General features: G+C 62.1%; 21 protein-coding genes. 11 read left to right on the top strand and 10 right to left on the bottom strand.

Annotation, left to right across the window (positions count from 1 at the left end; genetic code table 11):
* Positions 1 to 49 precede the first annotated feature (49 nt).
* Both FKG95_RS23275 and FKG95_RS23270 read right to left on the bottom strand, forming a co-directional pair.
* A complete protein-coding gene (locus FKG95_RS23275) occupies positions 50 to 2,386 on the bottom strand; it encodes a BTAD domain-containing putative transcriptional regulator (RefSeq protein ID WP_142898822.1) in 2,337 nt (778 codons plus the stop codon).
* A 195-nt stretch (positions 2,387 to 2,581) separates the two neighbouring features.
* Positions 2,582 to 3,640, bottom strand: coding sequence for a DmpA family aminopeptidase (locus FKG95_RS23270; RefSeq protein ID WP_142898821.1), 1,059 nt, complete (start codon positions 3,638 to 3,640; stop codon positions 2,582 to 2,584).
* A 125-nt stretch (positions 3,641 to 3,765) separates the two neighbouring features.
* On the opposite strand from FKG95_RS23270, the gene FKG95_RS23265 reads away from it, so the two are divergent.
* Both FKG95_RS23265 and FKG95_RS23260 read left to right on the top strand, forming a co-directional pair.
* A complete protein-coding gene (locus tag FKG95_RS23265; RefSeq protein WP_142898820.1) occupies positions 3,766 to 4,455 on the top strand; it encodes a DUF2161 domain-containing phosphodiesterase in 690 nt (229 codons plus the stop codon).
* Positions 4,456 to 4,508: 53 nt separating this feature from the next.
* Complete coding sequence (locus FKG95_RS23260) at positions 4,509 to 4,895, top strand: hypothetical protein (RefSeq protein ID WP_142898819.1); 387 nt, start codon at positions 4,509 to 4,511, stop codon at positions 4,893 to 4,895.
* On the opposite strand, the gene FKG95_RS23255 is transcribed toward FKG95_RS23260, so the two are convergent.
* Complete coding sequence (locus tag FKG95_RS23255) at positions 4,871 to 5,764, bottom strand: LysR family transcriptional regulator (RefSeq protein WP_142898818.1); 894 nt, start codon at positions 5,762 to 5,764, stop codon at positions 4,871 to 4,873. The two genes, FKG95_RS23260 and FKG95_RS23255, sit on opposite strands and share 25 nt — an antisense overlap.
* Positions 5,765 to 5,928: 164 nt before the next feature.
* On the opposite strand from FKG95_RS23255, the gene FKG95_RS23250 reads away from it, so the two are divergent.
* On the top strand, positions 5,929 to 6,687 hold the full coding sequence (locus FKG95_RS23250) for an SDR family oxidoreductase (protein WP_142898817.1): 759 nt from the start codon (positions 5,929 to 5,931) through the stop codon (positions 6,685 to 6,687).
* Positions 6,688 to 6,792: 105 nt separating this feature from the next.
* Here the strand turns inward: FKG95_RS23250 and yghU are convergent, their stop codons facing one another.
* The 3 genes from yghU to FKG95_RS23235 form a co-directional block, all read right to left on the bottom strand.
* Entirely contained in the window at positions 6,793 to 7,665 is an 873-nt protein-coding gene (yghU, locus tag FKG95_RS23245) for a glutathione-dependent disulfide-bond oxidoreductase (RefSeq protein WP_142898816.1), read from the bottom strand.
* A gap of 60 nt (positions 7,666 to 7,725) precedes the next feature.
* The gene (locus tag FKG95_RS23240; RefSeq protein WP_142898815.1) at positions 7,726 to 8,421 is read right to left on the bottom strand and encodes an SDR family NAD(P)-dependent oxidoreductase; all 696 of its coding nucleotides are present in this window, start codon (positions 8,419 to 8,421) and stop codon (positions 7,726 to 7,728) included.
* Positions 8,422 to 8,555: 134 nt separating this feature from the next.
* Positions 8,556 to 9,296 (bottom strand): SDR family oxidoreductase, encoded by a 741-nt coding sequence (locus FKG95_RS23235; protein ID WP_142898814.1) that lies wholly within the window; start codon positions 9,294 to 9,296, stop codon positions 8,556 to 8,558.
* A 150-nt stretch (positions 9,297 to 9,446) separates the two neighbouring features.
* Here FKG95_RS23235 and FKG95_RS23230 point away from each other — a divergent pair, with 150 nt between their 5' ends.
* The 7 genes from FKG95_RS23230 (at position 9,447) to FKG95_RS23200 (ending at position 13,521) form a co-directional block, all read left to right on the top strand.
* Entirely contained in the window at positions 9,447 to 10,049 is a 603-nt protein-coding gene (locus FKG95_RS23230; protein WP_142898813.1) for a TetR/AcrR family transcriptional regulator, read from the top strand.
* A gap of 4 nt (positions 10,050 to 10,053) precedes the next feature.
* Positions 10,054 to 10,401, top strand: coding sequence for a hypothetical protein (locus FKG95_RS23225; RefSeq protein ID WP_142898812.1), 348 nt, complete (start codon positions 10,054 to 10,056; stop codon positions 10,399 to 10,401).
* 394 nt (positions 10,402 to 10,795) lie between these two features.
* A complete protein-coding gene (locus FKG95_RS23220; protein WP_142898811.1) occupies positions 10,796 to 11,194 on the top strand; it encodes an MAPEG family protein in 399 nt (132 codons plus the stop codon).
* Between the two features lie 70 nt (positions 11,195 to 11,264).
* The gene (locus FKG95_RS23215) at positions 11,265 to 12,002 is read left to right on the top strand and encodes an SDR family NAD(P)-dependent oxidoreductase (protein ID WP_142898810.1); all 738 of its coding nucleotides are present in this window, start codon (positions 11,265 to 11,267) and stop codon (positions 12,000 to 12,002) included.
* A gap of 84 nt (positions 12,003 to 12,086) precedes the next feature.
* Positions 12,087 to 12,671, top strand: coding sequence for a TetR/AcrR family transcriptional regulator (locus tag FKG95_RS23210; protein WP_142898809.1), 585 nt, complete (start codon positions 12,087 to 12,089; stop codon positions 12,669 to 12,671).
* 14 nt (positions 12,672 to 12,685) lie between these two features.
* The gene (locus tag FKG95_RS23205) at positions 12,686 to 13,144 is read left to right on the top strand and encodes a GNAT family N-acetyltransferase (protein WP_142898808.1); all 459 of its coding nucleotides are present in this window, start codon (positions 12,686 to 12,688) and stop codon (positions 13,142 to 13,144) included.
* 41 nt (positions 13,145 to 13,185) lie between these two features.
* Positions 13,186 to 13,521, top strand: a complete 336-nt coding sequence (locus FKG95_RS23200) for a PEP-CTERM sorting domain-containing protein (protein WP_142898807.1) — start codon at positions 13,186 to 13,188, stop codon at positions 13,519 to 13,521.
* Here FKG95_RS23200 and FKG95_RS23195 read toward each other — a convergent pair.
* From FKG95_RS23195 to FKG95_RS23180, 4 genes are all read right to left on the bottom strand, one after another.
* Entirely contained in the window at positions 13,497 to 14,540 is a 1,044-nt protein-coding gene (locus FKG95_RS23195; protein WP_142898806.1) for a D-cysteine desulfhydrase family protein, read from the bottom strand. The genes FKG95_RS23200 and FKG95_RS23195 overlap by 25 nt on opposite strands.
* Positions 14,537 to 15,319 carry a sulfite exporter TauE/SafE family protein gene (locus tag FKG95_RS23190; protein WP_142898805.1) on the bottom strand — a complete coding sequence of 261 codons (783 nt, stop codon included), beginning with the start codon at positions 15,317 to 15,319 and terminating at the stop codon, positions 14,537 to 14,539. The genes FKG95_RS23195 and FKG95_RS23190 overlap by 4 nt, the downstream gene beginning before the upstream one ends.
* Before the next feature lie 151 nt (positions 15,320 to 15,470).
* Complete coding sequence (locus FKG95_RS23185; protein ID WP_142898804.1) at positions 15,471 to 17,654, bottom strand: xanthine dehydrogenase family protein molybdopterin-binding subunit; 2,184 nt, start codon at positions 17,652 to 17,654, stop codon at positions 15,471 to 15,473.
* A gap of 2 nt (positions 17,655 to 17,656) precedes the next feature.
* Positions 17,657 to 18,109 (bottom strand): (2Fe-2S)-binding protein, encoded by a 453-nt coding sequence (locus FKG95_RS23180; RefSeq protein ID WP_142898803.1) that lies wholly within the window; start codon positions 18,107 to 18,109, stop codon positions 17,657 to 17,659.
* 132 nt (positions 18,110 to 18,241) lie between these two features.
* On the opposite strand from FKG95_RS23180, the gene FKG95_RS23175 reads away from it, so the two are divergent.
* Positions 18,242 to 19,153 carry a LysR substrate-binding domain-containing protein gene (locus FKG95_RS23175; RefSeq protein ID WP_142898802.1) on the top strand — a complete coding sequence of 304 codons (912 nt, stop codon included), beginning with the start codon at positions 18,242 to 18,244 and terminating at the stop codon, positions 19,151 to 19,153.
* Positions 19,154 to 19,162 lie beyond the last annotated feature (9 nt).

Raw genomic sequence — 19,162 nt, 5'->3', positions numbered from 1 at the left:
AACGGGGCGGCATTTTTTCTGACGGCTCCGCGGTCACGCCGCAGGAGGGTCAGACTTCAGTTTCAGGAAGGCGGCGGTAAGCCAGAAGGGCGTCAAACCCGGGATCGCCGGTCAGTGGCTTCAGGTCCGTGTCGAAGGCCATCCACATGGCCAGGCGCCTGCGCACGACATTCGGCATGGCAAAAGCGGACTCCAGAGCTTCAAGCGCGTCATCCGGCCGTGCGAGCAGCATCCAGGTGCGCGCGGAGTTGTAGTGAATGAGGCAGTCATCCGGCCCGATGGCTAAAGCCCAGTTGGCCCAATCCTCCGCCTGCCCGGCATGGCCCAGGTGGGCCAGCACCGCGCTGCCGAATGCCAGGGCGCCCGCGTTGTCGGGATGGTTCTCGACCTCAGCTTTCAGGCGGATGAGACAGCTCTCGAAGGCGGACCGTGCTTTCTCCGCACAGCCCAGCGCGGCATATTCCTCGGCCAGCAGGCCGATGGCGCGAAAGTCGTTTGGCCGCAGCGCAGCCGCGCGCTCGAAGAGCTTCGCGGCTTCTTCCCGTTGGCCAAGAAGATGCTTGTTGCGCGCCTGGAAAAAATGCGCTTCGAAGAGGCTGTCGTCGAGCCGGATCGCCGCCTCCAGCGCAACCCCGGCCGCGTCGTATGCGCCGGCGGCGTAATGGGCGAGGCCCTTCCCGGCATGGGCTTCGGCCAGGAAAGGATCCAGTTCCAGCGCGCGCAGACTGTGCGCCATGCAGGTCTCGAAACAGGAGTCCGCGTTGGTGTTGACCAGGCTCATGGCAAGATAGGACTCGCAGATTGCAAGCTGCGCATAAGCCAGCGCGTAGTCCGGGTCGAGTTCGATCGCGCGTGCCAGCAGCATGCGGGACACCCGCAGGCTCACCGAATTCATGCCCCGCAGGTAAAAGGCGCGGCCCTTGTGAAAAGCCTCGTAGGCCTCAAGCGACTGCGTGCCCGGCGCCCGCCCGCCGAAATTGCCCGCTTCGCCGCGCACCGCCGAAAGCTTCACCTTCAGGACTTCGGCCACGTCCCGGGATAACTCGTCCTGAAGCGCGAAAACGGCCTGGGCGCCGCGGTCGTAGCGTTGCGCCCAGATCTGATGTCCGTTCTGCCCGTCGATCAGCCGTACCGTCACCCTGAGGTGCGCATGCTCGCGCCGGACGCTGCCCTCCAGAACGTGGCTGACGGAAAAGTGCCGGGCCGCCTGAACGGCGTCGATGGCATGTTCCTTCATGGCCAGGGTGGTGTTGCGGGACGCAACCGAGATGCCAAAAGCGCCGGAAAGCTCGGTGATGATGTCCTCGGTCAGACCATCGGTGAAGAAATCGTCGACCAGCTCCGGCCCCAGATTATCGAAGGGCAGAACCGCAATGGAGATGTCCGGTGAAGGCGGCGCGCCCGGCGGTTCTGCAGCGGCTGAAGCTGCGTTGCGCGATGGCGCGTCGGGCGATGGCGCATTGGGTGATGGCGCATTGGGTGATGGCAGTACCGCCCCGGTCAGTTCGGATGTCGTGGTCTTTGCGGGCGGTGCGCCCCGCAGTTGGTCTTGCGAGGCCTGGTTTAGGGCCTTTTGTTCCTGCGCCTCCTGTTTCCGGCCGGGCGGCGTGCGGATCGCGTTATAAAGGTCCACAGTCGCGGGCTGGGGGGAAATGGCAAAGTCATCGCTTAGTCTTTGACGCAGGGACTCATAGAGCATCAGCGCGGCGCGCCGATCGCCGTTCTGGGAGAGAACGCGCATCATGCAGCGTGCCGCCCGCTCGTTTTCCTTGTCGGCGGAGAGTATCCGCTGCGCAAGCTCAAGAGCCCGTTCGGAGCGCCCGGTCTGCTCGGCCTGCTTCATCACGCCGAGCAGGGCATCGACATAAAGCCGGTCGAGCCGGGTCCGTTCCGCGTGCAGCCATCCGTCATAGTCCTGTCCGACCGGGGCCTGCCCTTCCAGAAAAACCCCGCGCCGCAGGCTCATCGCCTTATCGACGGATTTCAGAGTCGCGTCCGCGAGCAGTTCCTGCAGCTCCGTAACGTCAACGCGGACCCTGCTGCGATTGAACCAGATGGCGGTGCGGTCCGAGCAGAGGACGTCTGCTCCAAAGGGCGCAAGGCGCCGCCGCAGCCGCAGGAGAGACTGTTTCAGGCTATCGCGCGCGTGACGTTCGCTGCTGTTTTCCCAGAGCAATCCGGCCAGGCGGTCACGGGGAAGACGCAGGGTGGGCGTTGTTGCCAGCGCGGCAACAAAGGCGCTGTCCTTGACGCCGGCCAGGCGGATGGCATTGCCGTCACAGCGGATCTGCAAGGGGCCAAACAGCAGGATGTCGATGATCGCGTCATCGCTGGCGGTCTGCCGCCTTCGTTCCGTGGTACGTTGCCTGCGATCCAGCGTTTCCATTGGACATCCCGCCCTCAAGCCTTCAGAGCCGCGCAGCTATGCCCCAGTAAGTCACGCGAAACACAGAATAAACCAGAGTCTGCCCGGAGGGCCATAGCGATGATGAAGTGCCACGAAGAGCGTAGGCGTCACATGGCTGGAAGCGGCAGCCGGAAGCACGGGATTACCCGCCGCATGAGCCCGTGTCTCAAGACATTAGCGGGCCACCAGAAGGTCCGGAAAATCAGCCAGCGAGGCACGGCTGCGGCCCTCCCGCCCCGCGGTCGCGGTGGCTTGTAGCATCGAATTCAGGATGGCCTCTTCCGTGCTCTCGATGACGGCACAGAAGAGGGGATCGAGGCCATCTTCGTGCACCTGGCTCAACTGAAGAAGGCTCTCCTTGGGCTGGCTATGAGGGATCCGCTGCGCCGTGGAGAAAGCCAGGGCGATGTCGCCGGAGCCGGAGCCGAAATGGCTGCCGGTGCGGGCGATGCCAGCCCCTGCCCGCCCTGCAAGACGGCGCAGCTGGCGGTCGGAAAGCGGCGCGTCCGTGGCCAGGATCACGATGATCGAGCCCTGTTCTGGTGGCGACGCCTCCTGCTTCATACGCTCCGAAATCAGGGAGCCAAGGGCCCGCCCGGCGACGCAGAGATCCTGCAGACGGCCCATGTTGCTGAGCACCAGTGCGCCGAGCCTGTAATCCTGTCCCGAGATCCTGATCAGCCGCGAGGCCGAGCCTATGCCACCCTTCAGGCCGTAAGCACTCATGCCCGTCCCCGCCCCGACCGCGCCCTGTGCGAAGCTGCCGGGAACTGCCGCCGCGAGAGCCTCGGCCACATGCCCGCTCTTGACATGCAGGCCGCGGATGTCGTTCAGCCAGGCGCCGTCGTTGCACTCCAAAACCACCGGATTGACCGTGCCCGTGGCCGCGCCGATCTCCGGATTTTGCGCGAGCATGTAGCCCACCAGTGCCTCCGCCGCCGTCCCCACGGAGAGGGTGTTGGTCAGGATCAGCGGGCTCTCCAGCGTGCCCAGTTCCTCGATTTGCACGAAGCCGATGGACTTGCCGAAACCGTTGAAAACCCGAACGGCGGCGGGCAACTTCTCACGAAAGAGGCTGCCGCCGTGGGGCAGGATCGCGGTCACGCCGGTCTGCACCGCGCCCGCGCTCAAGGTCACCTGCCCGACCGCCACCCCCTCGACATCGGTGATGGCATTCAGTGGGCCGGGCGGCAGGCTGCCGATTTCAAGTCCAAGGTCGCGTGCGCTGGGCATATCGGGAAGACTCTGTCTGTTAATCGCTCATCGCCAGAGATAGAGCATGTGCCGGAGAGAGGGAATGATTTTGAGGCTGCCCGGAGGTGCTTACGCCTGCCCCGGGCATGAGCTAGTCTTCGCTCATGGCCGATTCGAAAACCCGCGAGACCGACCTCTATGCGCCCCTCAAGACCTACCTGGAGGGGCAGGGCTACGTGGTGAAGTCGGAGGTCGGTGCGGCGGATATCGTCGCCTGCCGTGGGGAGGAAGAGCCGGTCATTGTCGAGCTGAAGGTCGGCTTTTCCCTCACGCTCTTTCATCAGGCGGTCGCACGCCAGGCAATCACGGATCTGGTTTATGTCGCAGTGGAGCACAGCAGCGGCGGGCGCTTTGCCAAGGCCTTGCGCGACAATATCAAGCTCGCGCGGCGGCTGGGTCTGGGGCTGATCACCCTGCGTCTCCGGGATGGCTTCGTCGAGGTGCACTGCGACCCCGGCCCCTACCGTCCACGGCAATCCAAACCCAGGCGCGCCCGCCTGCTGCGCGAGTTCGCCCGCCGCGTCGGCGATCCGAACCAGGGCGGTGCGACCCGCGCGGGCCTGGTCACCGCCTATCGCCAGGACGCCCTGCGCTGCGCCACGCATCTGGCGGCCAAGGGTCCGCTGAAGGGCGCCGTTGTCGCAAAGGCCACCGGCGTCACCAATGCCACGCGCCTGATGGCGGACGATCACTACGGCTGGTTCGAACGGATCGAGACGGGTGTTTACGCGGTCACGCCGAAAGGCCGGGAAGCGCTTGAGGCTTACGCCCACGCGCTGCCGGGTGCGGATTAGATTTTAGCGCTCTGCTCGTTTTGTCAATCGAGCCCTGCTGGAGATTTGTCGAAGTGACTGAACTGAAAACGCAAGCGATTGAGACGCGCGTCGGTCTCGACGATGCAGAATTTCTATCCTACACAAGAGGTGAAAACGATGTACTACGCGTCGAAATTCAAGCCTGGAATGGTTCGCGTATTACATTTTTATTTGAGGAGGTAATCGCCGTTTTCGATCACAGCATCGGTGATGTTACTTCACTTCATGAAGTGATGGGTCTCTCGGATTTTTTAAAGCAGGCTTTGAATTGGTGCTATGAAGCACCAGTGCCTGCTGATCATCCTCACAAGCACTATCAGTTTCGTGATCTCAACGGCACCCCCTCACTGGAAATCGTGAGCGGGTCAATAACAATTGAGTATTCGGGCTACCCTCAAACCGACGCAGATTTCAGATAGTCGATTAGGCAACGTGTCTTTGCGGGGACGTAGGATCGCGAAGGATAGAGGATCCAGGCTGCCGTGCCGAAATCCGTGGCGGTCACCTCCTGCCCGCCAAAGAGATCGATCAATCGGCCGGCTGCAAGGTCTGCCTGGATCGTCCAGTCACTGAGCAAGGCGACCCCCAGTCCCTCCAGCGCGGCGCGGCGGAGCGCCAGGGCGTTGGAGACGATCAGGGAGGGTTCGATCTCGATTTTCTGGACGCGCCCCCGCGCCGATCTGAATTTCCACTGCGAGCGGAAGCCGGGAAAAGGAAAGGCGATGGTCTCGTGAGCAGGAATCTCGGCGGGCGTCGCGGGCCATCCCGCTTTTTCCAGATAGGCCGGGCTGGCCACCAGGTGATAGCGGGTCGTGAGCAATTTGGAGGCGACATAGGGGCCTGAGGGACGGGCACCCAGGCGTATCGCCAGGTCGATCTTGTCGGCGACAAGGTCCGTCGTCTCGTCGCTCAGGATCAGTTCGAGCCGGATTTTGGGATAGGCCCCACGGAACGCGGGCAAACGCGGCATCAGCCATCTTTCGCCAAAGGCAACCGAGGTAGAGACACGCAGGTTTCCCTGGGGCACCGCCACGACATCGCGGGCAAGCTCCCGAATCTCGCCGATCTCTTCCATGGGGGCCTGGATCCGGTCGAAGGTCAGTTGCCCGGCCTCCGTGAGCACCAGACGCCGGGTTGTCCGCTCGAAGAGCCGAACGCCAAGCTCCGCCTCGATCGCCGCGATCTGGCGGGAGATGGAGGAAGGGTCCGTGTCCTGCCTGCGGGCAACGGCGGCGAAGGAGCCCAAGCGGACGACGTCCAGGAAGATCTGAAGGTGCGTGAGATTCATTCATGCAGTTATTGCACGAATGAAGGTTAAAAATCCATCTGTCCCGCGGTGAGATTTGGATCTAATTCTGTCCCAGGGCGGATGAAGAGGCATCGTCACAGGCCTGCGCCGAGAGAGATGCCTCCGTCCCCGCCGATCGAAACCCGAAGGCAACAGGAGCCGCAATGATCGATCTTTCAGAGAAAACAGCCTTTATCACAGGCGCGAGCCGGGGCATCGGTGAGGCCACGGCGCGGAAACTGGCAGGCTACGGCGCGAATGTCGTCCTCGCTGCGCGCAGCCGTGCGGATATCGAACGCCTTGCCGCGGAGATCGGCCCACAGGCCCTCGCCCTGCCCTGCGATGTCACTTCCTATGACGAGGTTAAGTCCGCCATCGAAAAGACCCGGAGCCATTTCGGCGGGCTGGAGATTCTGGTCAACAACGCGGGAACCATCGATCCCATCAGCCGGATTGAAAACTCCGATCCCGCCGCCTGGGGGCAGGTCGTCGATATCAACCTCAAGGGGGTGTATCACTGCCTGCACGCGGCCTATCCGGCGCTGAGGGAACGCAGCGGCGTGGCGATCAATATCTCGTCAGGGGCGGCAACCGGCGCGCTGGAGGGCTGGAGCCACTATTGCGCCACCAAGGCCGCGGTCCTGTCCATGACCCGCTGTGCCCATCAGGAATGGGCCGATCAGGGCATCCGTGTGGTCGGCCTCTCGCCCGGCACGGTGGCCACGGAGATGCAACAGTCCATCAGGACCTCCGGCGTGAACCCGGTGAGCCAACTCAACTGGTCGGCCCATATTTCGCCCGAGTGGGTCGGAGAGGCCATCGCCTGGCTGACGACGGAGGCCGCGCGCGCCTATGACGGCGGCGATTTCTCTCTCAAGACCGACGAAAACAAGCGCCTGGTCGGGCTGATCCCGCAGAGCTGATCCCATAGCTTGACCCCGCCCCGGCGTTCTGGAAGCGCAAAGCATTCGGGCGTCCCCTCAGATCTGAGAAGACGCCCGAAAGAGGCGAACAAACTGTGCGGGAGTTTACTCCGCCGCGACCTTGTCCTGGGTCTGAGTCTCGAAATCGCTGGCGGCGTGACGCTCGTGGAGCTGATCCTCGAGCGGGCCGTTGACGCGGTTGACCTTGCGGCCACGGATCACGGCGGGACGCGCGCCGATTTCCTCGGCCCAGCGCACGACATTCTTGTAGGAGGTGACGTCCAGGAACTCACCGGCATCATAGAGACGGCCCAAAGCCAGCGCACCGTACCAAGCCCAGATGGCCATGTCGGCGATGGAGTATTCATCTCCCGCCATGTAGCGATTCTCGGCCAGATGCTTGTCGAGCACGTCCATCTGGCGCTTGGTTTCCATGGCGAAGCGGTCGATGGCGTATTCGAACTTCTCCGGCGCGTAGGCATAGAAATGCCCGAAACCGCCGCCGAGGTAGGGCGCGCTGCCCATCTGCCAGAAGAGCCAGTTCAGGGCCTCGGTCCGCTTCGCGTGATCGCTCGGCAGGAAGGCGCCGAACTTCTCGGCGAGATAGAGCAGGATCGAACCCGACTCGAAAACCCGCGTCGGCGTTTCCGTGCTGCGGTCCACCAGGGCCGGGATCTTGGAATTGGGATTGATCTCGACAAAGCCGCTGCCGAACTGATCGCCGTCACCGATCTTGATCACATAGGCGTCGTATTCCGCGCCGCAGTGTCCGGCCTCCAGCAGTTCCTCCAGCATGACCGTGACTTTCACGCCGTTCGGCGTGGCCAGGGAATGAAGCTGCAGGGGGTGCTTGCCGACCGGCAGCTCCTGCTCATGGGTGGCACCGGCGATGGGCCGGTTGGTCTTGGCAAACTTACCGCCGTTCTCGGCCTCCCATTTCCAGACCTTGGGCGGCACGTAGGGTGAAGTCTCAGTCATCTCTCAAATTCCAGTTTCTTGTCGGTGTGTGTTTGAAACGAAGGTAAAGGTAGTCCGCATTCAGAACTTTTCGACCCAGGGCCGCAGTTCGATTTCCCAGGCCCAGCTGGAGCGGGGCTGATCGAGGAAGTGCAGGTAGCTCTCGGCGATCGCGTCGGGATCCAGCATGGAGTCCGGATTTTCCGCGGTCTCCACGCGCTCCGGGCGGCTGGCGTTGCGGATGCCGCCGTCGATCACGAAGTGGCCGATGTGAATGCCCTGGGGATGCAGCTCCCGCGCCAGGCTCTGGGCCAGACCGCGCAGGGCAAACTTGCCCATGGCGAAGGTCGAGGAATTGGGATAGCCCTTCACACCCGCCGAAGCGCCGGTAAAGAGGATCGCGCCCTTGCCCTGCGGGATCATGCGTTTGGCCGCCTGCTGCGCCATCAGGAAAGCGCCGTAGCCTGTGATCAGGACGGCGGACTTCACCGCCGCCGGGTCCAGGTCGGTGATGCCGCCGCGCACCCGGGCCGAGGGATTGTAGATCGCGACATCCAGCGGCCCCTCCAAGGCGTCGGCCTCAGCGAAGACCTTTTCCATGTCGGCCGCCTCGGAAGCGTCGCAGGTCACCATCGTCGCGCCGGTTTCCGCCTGCAGCTCCGCGAGCTTGCCGGTGTTGCGTGCCGCCAGCAGCAGCTTGTGCCCCCGCGCATGAAGCTTGCGCGCAAGAGCGGCGGACAAGCCCTCGCCCGCGCCTATGATGACAGCCGTTCCCATTGGTCAGTTCCTCTCAAATCTGCGGCGATCTTGACGTAAAAAGACCGGACCCGCCAGATCGGCCGGATCAATTCTTCGGCAGATGGCCGGTGACCGCCCACGAATTGCAGGGCGCAATCACCGGCCACAAAGCTTTAAGCCGGCAGCATCTCGCCGACCTGCTTTTCGACGGCTTTCGGGTCCCCGATCAGGCCTGCATAGGTCTCCACCGAGGCGGGGTCCGGGTGGACGTCTTCTTCACCGGCTTCGACGGCCGCCAGGATTCGCTGGGCGACCGATGCGGGCGTTGCCTTCTCGGCAGGGAAGTTCGCTGCCATATCCGTGTCCACGGGACCGGGGTAGACACCCACCACCAGCGTGTCCTGTGCGGCCAGCTCGGCCCGCACCCCCTGCGTCAGGGAATGCACCGCGGCCTTGGAGGCACTGTAGGAGCCGAGAACGGGAAAGTTCACGTAGGCGGCAATGGAGCTCATGTTGACGATCGCGCCACCGCCGTTCTGCGCGAGAATCGGCGCGAAGGCGCGGGTCACGTTGAGGACGCCGAAATAGTTGATTTCCATCTCATTGCGGGCTGCCTCGATGCCATCGGCCGAGATCAGGCCTTCAAAGGCCGCGATTCCCGCATTGTTGATCAGAACCGCGACGTCGCCGTGGGCATCGGCAGCGGCCCGGATGGTCTCCGGCCTGGTGACGTCCAGCGTGACCGGCACCACACGGCCGCCGCTGGTCTCGACCAGATCGGCCAATGCCGCCGTGTTCCGCGCAGCCGCGTAGACCTTGGCGGCACCCGCCGCCAGCAGCTCTTTGACGAAGGCCCGGCCGATACCGCGATTAGCACCGGTGACAAAGGCCACTTTTCCTTTAATCTTGCTCACGACGTGATCTCCTGAAGTTGAGTCAGCCCATGGGACAGGGCCATTGAATTTTTTAGTAACGAGTGGTATTTAAATGAAGATGGATGATGGAATGTCAAGATATTTAAATACCGATCGGTAATTTAATTTGTGAAAGTGAGGGTTCAGGCAGTGGGAATCGGACGCGGCCGGCCGCGGAAATCAGACCCGGACGAGGTTCTGGATAAGGCCATGGCGCTGTTCTGGGAACAGGGCTTCGAAGGCACCTCCATGAACGATCTCGCCAGCGCGACCGGCATGGCCAAGCCCGGTCTTTACGCCACCTTCGGCGATAAGGAAGCGCTCTACGCCAAGGCCATTACGCGCTATTTCGACCAGAGCGAACCGGTGTTCGACGAGATCTTTAACACGCCGGGACCCGTGAAGGATTTCCTGCGCCGCTACCTGGAGACCATCGCCGCATCGCTCAACAAAGAAGACTGTCCGAGCGGCTGCTTCATGGTGAACTCCATGATCGACTGCGCCAGCCAGCCCTCATCGCTGGAGAGCCTGGGGCGTGATTTTCATAAAAAACGCCAAGCTGCGCTGCTCAAGCGCGTCCGCGAAGCGCAAAAGCAAGGCGAGCTCTCCGACGAGACGGATCCGAAGGCTCTGGCCGACTTCTTCGCCGGCCAAAGCCTGGCCCTGGGTGTCATGGCCCGCAGCGGCGCGGACAAAAAAGCGCTGCAAAGCTTTATCGATGTGGCAATGACGGTGCTGCCAGAGGGCGCGTGAGGGTATGAATAGTGGGGATCAACTATTCGGCACGAGAGCCGCTGTCCAAATTAGGTACGATGGCAGCTTAAAGAAATTAACATCGAAACTGAGCGATGAACTGTTCCACGCTGCATTCCATTTTGAGACAGATATGGATCCACCTCATGTCGAATTTGCGATGTGTGAAGCGCTCGGTTTTGAGATGTGGCTCAATCATTCGGAAAGAACGAGTGGCTACAATTACGAGCTTCGCATGGAAACCTGTCACTGTGATCCAGAAATCATGAGTGACAGGATGCTCGATATCTCTCCCTGGTTGGCAAGGTACGTTCGCGAAATTGGGGGAATTGACGCTGTGGTATCTGCATAAATTCTTTTTGATTGGTTTTCTTTACCTTGAACTCGAAAACTCATGAGTAAAGATGAAAGAGGATTTAGACTCGAAGTTCCATGAAAAATTGAAGCGCTTCACGCGGAGTAAACTCTCTCGCTATCCGCTTTGGCTCCTCTTGAGCGCATCCGCGAATTCGCAATCCACGCCCCCCAGCCAAGTGGCGGGAAAAAGCAATTTCGCCCGATTAGGGTCTCCATAAAGACTATCAGTCAAATTTGATCTTTAGCGTCACGCCTCAGAAGCACCAGACTTGTCAGGGACAGCACCCGCATTCCAAAAATTTCCTTGCTTTATCTACCTTTCGTAAGGTAGATAATAATTACCTACCATTCATCAGGTAGAATTCTTCCTTCAAAGAAAGGCTTAAATCATGCCGCAAGAGATCTTCTGGCTGGCGGCCACCGCCCTAATGACCGCCCTCTTCTGGGCTCCCTACACCATGAACCGCATGGCCGTACGCGGGCTGATGCGAACCTTGGGCAATCCGGCAGTAGACGATGCGCCCCACGCCGATTGGGCGGAGCGCAGCATCAAGGCCCACAAGAACGGCGTCGAGAATTTTACGATCTTTGCGCCGCTGGCCCTCGCCGTGGTGGCTCTGGGCATCGGCGATGCGCTGACCGGAACCGCCTGCATGGTCTATTTCTTCGCGCGGCTGGCGCACTTCGTGGTCTATACGGCGGGCATTCCGGGTTTGCGCACCATCGCTTTCACCGTCGGCTTTATCGTGCAGGCACTTCTTGCGCTGCGCGTGATGGGCCTTATGTAAGAGAGCCCCATGCGCCCTGAAACCGGGCGATGTGTTTGAAAATCACGCGTTTAGAGCGAGGGTCCAGGATATGAGCGAGAAAGTTGCCGTCATCACGGGCGTTGGCCCGGGCCTGGGCGCCTCCCTCTGCCGGCGTCTGCACCGGGAAGGCTATAAGGTCGCCGGTCTGGCGCGCTCGGAAAGCTTCGGTAGGGAACTGGAGGCTGCGTTGGAGAGCGAACGGGGCCGGACCGAAGTTGCCGCAGGCTCCACCGACTTCAGGCATTTCTGCTGCGATCTCGCCGAACCCATGGCGGTGCGGGAAACCATCGAGGATGTGGAACGCCTCTGGGGCGCGCCCGGCGTCCTGATCCACAACGCCAGCCAGATCCTGATCAAGCCTGCATTGGAGATCACGGCGAGAGAGTTCGAATCCGTCTGGCGGGTCACCTGCCTGGGCGGGATGACAGCGGCCAAGGCGGTGATCCCAGGGATGCAAAAGAAGGGCAGCGGCGCGATCCTTTTTACCGGCGCGACGGCTGCTTTGCGGGGTGGCGCCAAATTCGCGGCCTTTGCCTCCGCCAAGTTCGCCCTGCGCGGACTGGCCCAGGCCCTGGCCCGGGAGCACGGCGCCGACGGCATTCATGTTGCCCATATCGTCGTCGACGGCCTGATCTGGAGCGAAAAGACCGTCGAACGCTTCAACCCGGCGCGCGAAGCCTGCCTGGAGCCCGACGCCATCGCCGAGGCCTACTATCAGTTAATCAACCAGGACCGCTCGGCCTGGTCGCAGGAGATCGATCTGCGGCCCTTCTCGGAAAAATTCTGACGCCGCCGGAAACAGCCGCTATACAGGGGGACCTGCATCACGCCACCCGCATCACGTCGACAGACAGCAGCACCGAGACAAGCCATGGCAGAAACCGCAACGCAGATCCTGGATACCGCTGAAGCCCTGATACAGGTGAAGGGCTTTCACGCCTTCAGCTTTCAGGAGGTGGCGGACCGGGTCGGGATCAAGAAAGCCAGCATCTACTATCACTTCCCGGCCAAGGCGGAACTGGGCAAGGCCATCGTCGCGCGCTACCGCCAGACGATGCTGGCGGCCATGACCGATCTCGAAATCCCGAAACGCGATAGCCGGGAGGAGGTCGATTACTGGGCCGCCCTGGCCCGCTATTTGGAGCCGATCCTCACGCTCGCCAGCAATCCCGTTCACGCCTGCCTCTGCGGTATCCTGAGCGGGGAGTATCCCGGCCTGCCCAAAGACATGCAGGACGAGGTCGAAAAATTTTTCGACGAGCAACTCACCTGGCTGACCAAGCTTCTGAAAGCGGGACGAAAGGCCGGTGCGTTTCATTTCCAGGGCAGTCCGGCCCGCATGGCCAAGCTCTCCTTCAGCGCCATCGAGGGTGCCATGCTGATCAAGCGCATCACCGGCGACGACAAGCACGTCAATCAGGTCACCGAGAGTCTTCAGGCTTTGCTGCGCGGATGAGGCAGGGCTGATCCATGGAGCAACAAGCCAACGTCAGGGAAGCCACGGAAAACGACCTTGCGCAGGTGCTGCAGCTCTATGCGCAGCCTGAGATCGACGATGGGGTGGTGCTTGATCTGGAGCATGCCAAGACCTTGCTGGCGCGCTTTGCCGCCTATCCGGACTACAAGCTCTATGTCGCCCTTCTTGAAGAAAAGGTCGTCGGCTCCTTTGCCCTGCTGATCATGGATAACCTCGGGCACATGGGCGCGAAGTCCGGCGTCATGGAAGACGTGGTTGTCGATCCCACGATCCACCGCAAGGGAGTCGGCAAGGCCATGATGTCGGCCGCTTTCGAGGTTTGCCGCGCGAAGGGGTGCTATAAGCTCTCGCTGTCCGCAAACCTGAAACGCGACGCCGCCCACAGCTTCTACGAAGCGATCGGCTTCGAGCGGCACGGCTACAGTTTCCTGATCCCTCTCGAGGAGACCTAGGCCTGTACCCGATCCGCCACTTACTGGCTCCGGCCGTCAGCATGCCTGGCCTGACCTACGACGGCAATCAGTTCCATTTCATCACCGAGTCCGATCCGGGCGGGTTGAACAATGTAAACCTCTTCAGCTTCGACAGCTTCGTCGACCTCGTAAACTTCAACGTTGCTAGCAGCGGCTTCCCGCCCGACCTGGCCCCCGCGGTCGGTATCTCGGGCTTCATCATGTTCATCCCACCTGAGGAGCCGCCGCAAACCCAGGTCCCGGAGTCTGAGACTTTCTTGCTGTTCGGTTTCGGCCTCGCCGGATTGGTGTTTGGCCGCAGGCGGGTGAAGGCGCAAACACGCTCATTCGGCTACGCCGTCAGATCATCCTCGTAAGCGAAGATTCCAGGCGTGCCGCCGGTGTGGATGAAGATCAGCGCGCCCTCTCCCTCCGCCTGCCTCGCGGTGCTGACAAAGCCAGCCATAGTCTTGCCGGAATAGACCGGGTCCAGCATCAGAGCCTCGGTACGGGCGGCCAGCCGGATGGCGTCGAGAACCTCTTCGCTGGCCCGGCCGTAGCCCGGCGCGAGAAAGGCGTCGGTCACGACAACATCCTCGACGGCGACGCGGTTCTTGATCTGCAGCAGCTCTGCAATTTCGGCGCAGCGCTGCGTGATACGGGGTCCCTGCGCGGCGGCATCGCGGCGCACACAGATGCCGGTGACCGGGATCGATGAACCCAGGGCGCGAAGCCCAAACAGCAGGCCGGCATGGGTCGCGCCGCTGCCAGAGGCCACGACAATGCCGTCAACGGCGAGTTCCGCCGCAGTGATCTGCTGCAGCAGCTCCCGCGCGGCCACCACGTAGCCCAGCGCACCCAGCGGCGCATGGCCGGGCGCGAGCGGAATGACGTAGGGTTTGCGGCCCGCCTGGCGCAATTCCTCGGCAATCTCACCCAGCCTGCGGTCGGCACCGGTCTCGTCTTCGCCGAGCGGATAGGAATGCAGGGTCGCGCCCAGAATGCGTTCAATCAGCACGTTACCCGAGTTACGGTAGCGCGGGTCCTGCTTGGCGACCCGCTCTTCCCACTGGATGTGACTCTCCATCCCGAGCTTGCGGGCGCCGGCAGCGGTCAGGCGGGCAAAGTTCGACTGCACCGCCCCGGTAATCAGGACGGTGTCCGCGCCCTGCGCCTGCGCCTCGCCCAGATAGAACTCCAGCTGGCGCACCTTGTTGCCGCCGAAAGCCATGTCGGTCAGATCGTCACGCTTGACGTAAAGCGCGCGCTTTCCGCCGCAGGCGGCCGTCAGATTGGGCATGAACTCCAGATGGGTCGGGGCATGAAACAGCCTGGCGCGGGGCAATTCGGCCAACCTGCCAAGCGCCCCGGATGGTGTTTTTTCCCGGTCGGTCATAGCTCCACCAGAGGTTTGAACGAGTCATAGAAGAGGCCGGCCACAGTCGAGATCAGAACCAGCGCCAGAAACCAGCGGAAGACCTCTTCCGTGACACGCCGCACCAGGAGTCTCCCGACCATGATACCCAGCAAGGTCGCGGGCGCCAGCCCCACGCAGAGCCAAACCGTATTCCATTCCAGCCCGACCAGAAACCACTGCAGCAGAAAAGCGGCAGGATAGGTGAAGAGCAGCAGCGCAAGAACCGTCGCACGGACCCTGTCCTTCGCATGCCCAGCCCCCGACATCCAGGCCGCCGGGATCGGACCGGGCATGGCCAGACTGCTGTTCATGGCGCCCGAGATAAAACCCATGGAGAGCGGCCAGGGACCCGCGGTCACGGGTGACACCGCTTCAGCATCACCGTTCGCGCTTCTTTTGCGGCCCTCGTTATGGCTGTGCAGGACAAAGAACAGCGTGCCGAGCACCGTGAGCCCGGCCAGGAATTTGAGCAGGCCGATCGAGACCAGAAAATAGACCAGGCCACCCAGCGGAATACCGATCACGCTGCCCTTCGCGAAGGTCTTCAGGAGATCGGTCTGGACCGCGCTGCGCAGACCCGGCACCAGCACGGCGCAGATCAGCCAGCTTTGCAGCACGCTGATCTGGATCGCCGCGGGCGAATTCAAAACCAGCAGCAACACCGGCCCGGCGATGATACCGAAGCCGATCCCGGTCGCGGCCTGAAGCATCGACGCGCTGAAAAAGGCAACCGCCAGAAGAATGAGATCTTGTTCCAAGAGGACAGAGGCCGATCTATTGGGCAGGCAAAGACTTGCCGATCTTGGCAGCGCAAACGATCCAAGGAAAGCCCCGCGTCGAGATCAGGTCCTGTGCCCGGGCTTCATGGAATCCTTTGCTTTCGCGGCCCACCCAAGATCCTGAGTGCTTTTATGGCACCCCCTCTCCAAGGGGCAGCGCGGTAGGTGCCTTGCCTGTCAGGCTCCGCAAGGCATTCACGACGGCGGCGCCGGTCATCGGGACGCCGATTTCACCGCCTCCGCTTGGGTGCCCGCCGGATTCCAGAATCCGCACTTCGATCTCGGGAATTTCGTCCATTCGAATTGGCTCGTAGTCGTAGAAGTTGTTCTGGTCGATCACGCCCCCGGTAAAGGTCGTGCGCTCGCGCATCAAACTGGAAAGCCCGAAAAGGATGCCGCCTTCTACCTGTGCAAGATAGTTCTGCGGGTGGATCACAATGCCAGGATCGACGGCAGCCCAGAAGCGGTGCACGCGAAACCGGCCATCTTCCATCGACACTTCCGCGACACCGGCTCCCATGGTCGCTTTGTAACCTGCGAAGGAAAGACCTAGTGCGCGGCCTTCAGTGGCCGTGCCGAAATTCGACATCTCCGCAACGGCGTTCAGAACGGCGAGACCGCGGGGGCTTTCGCGCAGCAATTGACGGCGAAAGGCGACAGGGTCGCTGCCGGTGGCCAGTGCCAACTCATCCATGAAGCACTCGCGCGCGAAGCAGTTGGGGCCCCAGCCGATACCGCGCCAGGCCGCAACACGCGAACGACGCGGCGTCAGCAAATGCTCCGCGCGGAAATCCGGGATCGCATAGTCCCTGCTTTCGGTGCCCTCCATGACCAGAAGGTCACGCCGGACTTCGGGGTTCCAGCGGTTGGGAAATGCAAATTCCACAATGGACGGAGCGGCGACCCGGTGCCGCATTGCCGTGATGTTGCCATCCGCATCGAGAACGGCGTCCAGACGATGTGCCGTCGGCGGCCGAAGCCAGGCGTTTTTTACATCGTCCTCGCGCGTCCACATCAGTTTCACCGGCCGTCCGGCATGGCGCGAGAGCAAAAGGGCGTCGCGCAGCAGATCTCTGGCAAAGACGGTGCGCCGCCCGAAACCGCCGCCCATCTGCATCGCATGCATTCTGATTCTGTCAGGCGTCGTACCGAGCACTCCGGCGGCAATCCCGATCGAGACGCTTTGACTTTGACTTCCGAGCCAGACTTCCGCGCCGAGACCGTCGTCATCGACTGAGGCGACAGCGTTCAGAGGTTCCATCTGGGCATGATAGACATGGACTGTCTGGTATTGCGCGCTGAGGATTTGACCGCCTGCCGCAAGCGCCTTCGACGCATCGCCGCGCTCTTCCCAGACGACGGCGTCGCCTTCGCCGCTTTCCGCCGCACGGATCAGCTCCGACATCTCAGGGCCGCTATCCGCTTTGCGAAAACCTGAGGTCTCGGTCCACTCCACCTGCAGGAGGTCGCGCGCGGCAAGGGCGCTTTCCCAGGTCTCAGCCAAGACCGCAACACTGTTCCGCAAGGGAACGATGTCCGTCACCCCCGCAACCTGCCGCGATGCCTCGTCCGAAATCAGGTTCGGCGTTTCGCCCTCGACGGGCGCAAGAAGCTGCGCTGCATAGAGCATGCCGGGCAAGCGCAGATCTATCGAGTAAATGGCCTCTCCCCGCGTTTTGGCAGGAATGTCGAGCCGGTCTTTGTCCGTCCCGATGATCCGCCACTCCGCGCGCGGTTTCAGGTCGGCTTCGCTCACCTCGTCGATCGCCACGGACGGCGCGGGCAGGCGAATGACTTCACCATAGCCAAGCCGCTCTCCATCCGCTTTGACGACATGACCTGCATCGGTCGCGAGGCTTTCGGGCACAACGCCCCAGTACGCCGCCGCGGTCCGTATCAGCACCCGGCGCGCGTTCGCGCCTGCTAGTCGCAGCGCCGTAAAATACCCCTCGACCGAGGAACTGCCGGCTGAAAACAGCATTCCGCCAAAGCTCGGATTTCCGAAGATCCCGTCCGGATCCGCGCTGACCTGCTCGACCGAAACTCTGCTCCAGTCCGCGTCAAGTTCTTCCGCAACGATCATCGGCAGGGATGTGTTGACGCCTTGCCCCATTTCAGCCGCGCCAAAGCGGATCAGGATCGAGCCATCAGCGCGAATCACGACCCATCCATTGACGTTGCTTTCATCCGCCGCCTGCGCCCCGGCAGAGCCGTCGAACAGCTTGACGCCCCCGCTTGCAAGAAGGGCGAAACCCACGGCCCCGGTTCCCGCCAGAAAGGCACGGCGTGTCGGCCTGATGTTTTGCGAATTCATGATCAAGCCTCCTTGACGGCGCGTTCGATGGCGCGAAGGATCCGCGGATAGGTTCCGCAGCGGCAGAGGTTGGCGGACATTTCGTCACGGATGTCTTCACGGTTCGGCGCCGGGTTGCGCGCCAGCAGCGACGCGGCGCGCATGATCTGGCCGGATTGGCAATAACCGCACTGGGGAACCTGCTCGGCAACCCAGGCCCGCTGCAGGGGGTGATCCGCGTTTTCAGAGAGACCCTCAATGGTCGTGATCCGGTGCCCGGCCGCAGCTTCGACGGAAAGCTGGCAGGCGTACGCCGCCTCGCCATCGATATGCACCGTGCAGGCCCCGCACATGCCTGCACCGCAGCCAAACCGGGTGCCGGTCAGGCCCAAATGTTCCCGCAACGCCCACAGCAGGGGTGTTTCAGGAGCGCATTCGACTTCGAAGGTTTCATTGTTGACGCTGAGTTGAACCATGTCGTCATCCTTTCCGCTTGTGAAGCTGTCGCTGTTTCGCGCCTTTCGCACCGCGCTCTCAATCAGATGACAGCGGCCAACTCTTTCGATAAGAGTTACATTTCTAATTGCTCTGTGAAGGACAACTTAACAATGCGCCAGGCCAAGCTCGCCGACCTGGAGGCTTTCGCCGCGGTTGCGCGGGCACGAAGCTTCCGTCGCGCCGCCACGGAACGCGGCGTGTCCGCCTCCGCTTTAAGTCAGACAATACGGAATTTGGAGGAACGGCTTGGCACGCGGCTGTTGAACCGCACCACGCGCAGCGTCGCGCTCACGCCGGCGGGCGAGGCCTTTTTCCATCGCCTGGAACCGGCGTTCGACGATATCGGCGACGCGCTCGACGAGGTTCAGAGCTTTGACGGTGAACCGACGGGACACGTGCGGATCAATGCGCCGGCGCCGGCCATCGAGTCCGTCTTCGCGCCTCTCATGTCGGCGTTCCTGCATCGCTACCCCCGCATTTCGCTCGAGCTCATCGCCGACGCCAGCTACGTCGACATCGTCGCGGAAGGATTTGATGCCGGAGTCCGCTTCGGACAGGAAGTCGCGCAGGACATGATCGCGACCCTGATCAGTCCGCCCATCGAATATATGGTTGTGGGCGCACCGGAGTACTTCGCAACCCATGGCATCCCCAAGCATCCCGGGGAGTTGCGGAACCAGGATTGCATCCGCCAGCGCTTCCCGGGCGGCGCCATCTTCAAATGGCATTTTTCGCATAACGGGGAAGAAATCAGTTTCCTGCCTGAAGGCCGGCTCACCGTGAATGACGCGCATCACGCCATTCGCGCGGCGCGCGAGACCGTCGGCGTCGCAAGGGCGCCCCTCCACTATGTCGAAGCCGACCTTCAGGCCGGGCGCCTGGAGCGCGTGCTGGCCGACTGGTCACCTCTGCTACCGGGCTGGTACCTCTACTATCCAAGCCGGCGGCAGACACCCCCGGCCTTCAAGGCGCTGCTGGATTTTCTCAAGGAGCGCTCTCGTCAAGACCGTCAAGGAATATGAGGTCCTAAC

This window comes from Denitrobaculum tricleocarpae (genome assembly GCF_007004665.1).
GTDB classification, from domain to species: domain Bacteria; phylum Pseudomonadota; class Alphaproteobacteria; order Kiloniellales; family Kiloniellaceae; genus Denitrobaculum; species Denitrobaculum tricleocarpae.
The sequence above is the reverse complement of the archived record's forward strand: the minus strand, read 5'-3'. Positions and strand labels throughout refer to the sequence as shown.

Coding starts and splice junctions, on each gene's coding strand:
- FKG95_RS23270 (WP_142898821.1), bottom strand. CDS start 3,640: ATGCCCAGCGCACGCGACCTTGGACTTGAAATCGGCAGCCTGCCGCCC.
- FKG95_RS23195 (WP_142898806.1), bottom strand. CDS start 14,540: ATGACCGACCGGGAAAAAACACCATCCGGGGCGCTTGGCAGGTTGGCC.
- FKG95_RS23215 (WP_142898810.1), top strand. CDS start 11,265: ATGAGCGAGAAAGTTGCCGTCATCACGGGCGTTGGCCCGGGCCTGGGC.
- FKG95_RS23175 (WP_142898802.1), top strand. CDS start 18,242: ATGCGCCAGGCCAAGCTCGCCGACCTGGAGGCTTTCGCCGCGGTTGCG.
- FKG95_RS23265 (WP_142898820.1), top strand. CDS start 3,766: ATGGCCGATTCGAAAACCCGCGAGACCGACCTCTATGCGCCCCTCAAG.
- FKG95_RS23255 (WP_142898818.1), bottom strand. CDS start 5,764: ATGAATCTCACGCACCTTCAGATCTTCCTGGACGTCGTCCGCTTGGGC.
- FKG95_RS23225 (WP_142898812.1), top strand. CDS start 10,054: ATGAATAGTGGGGATCAACTATTCGGCACGAGAGCCGCTGTCCAAATT.
- yghU (WP_142898816.1), bottom strand. CDS start 7,665: ATGACTGAGACTTCACCCTACGTGCCGCCCAAGGTCTGGAAATGGGAG.
- FKG95_RS23250 (WP_142898817.1), top strand. CDS start 5,929: ATGATCGATCTTTCAGAGAAAACAGCCTTTATCACAGGCGCGAGCCGG.
- FKG95_RS23205 (WP_142898808.1), top strand. CDS start 12,686: ATGGAGCAACAAGCCAACGTCAGGGAAGCCACGGAAAACGACCTTGCG.
- FKG95_RS23210 (WP_142898809.1), top strand. CDS start 12,087: ATGGCAGAAACCGCAACGCAGATCCTGGATACCGCTGAAGCCCTGATA.
- FKG95_RS23200 (WP_142898807.1), top strand. CDS start 13,186: ATGCCTGGCCTGACCTACGACGGCAATCAGTTCCATTTCATCACCGAG.
- FKG95_RS23185 (WP_142898804.1), bottom strand. CDS start 17,654: ATGAATTCGCAAAACATCAGGCCGACACGCCGTGCCTTTCTGGCGGGA.
- FKG95_RS23240 (WP_142898815.1), bottom strand. CDS start 8,421: ATGGGAACGGCTGTCATCATAGGCGCGGGCGAGGGCTTGTCCGCCGCT.
- FKG95_RS23180 (WP_142898803.1), bottom strand. CDS start 18,109: ATGGTTCAACTCAGCGTCAACAATGAAACCTTCGAAGTCGAATGCGCT.
- FKG95_RS23220 (WP_142898811.1), top strand. CDS start 10,796: ATGCCGCAAGAGATCTTCTGGCTGGCGGCCACCGCCCTAATGACCGCC.
- FKG95_RS23275 (WP_142898822.1), bottom strand. CDS start 2,386: ATGGAAACGCTGGATCGCAGGCAACGTACCACGGAACGAAGGCGGCAG.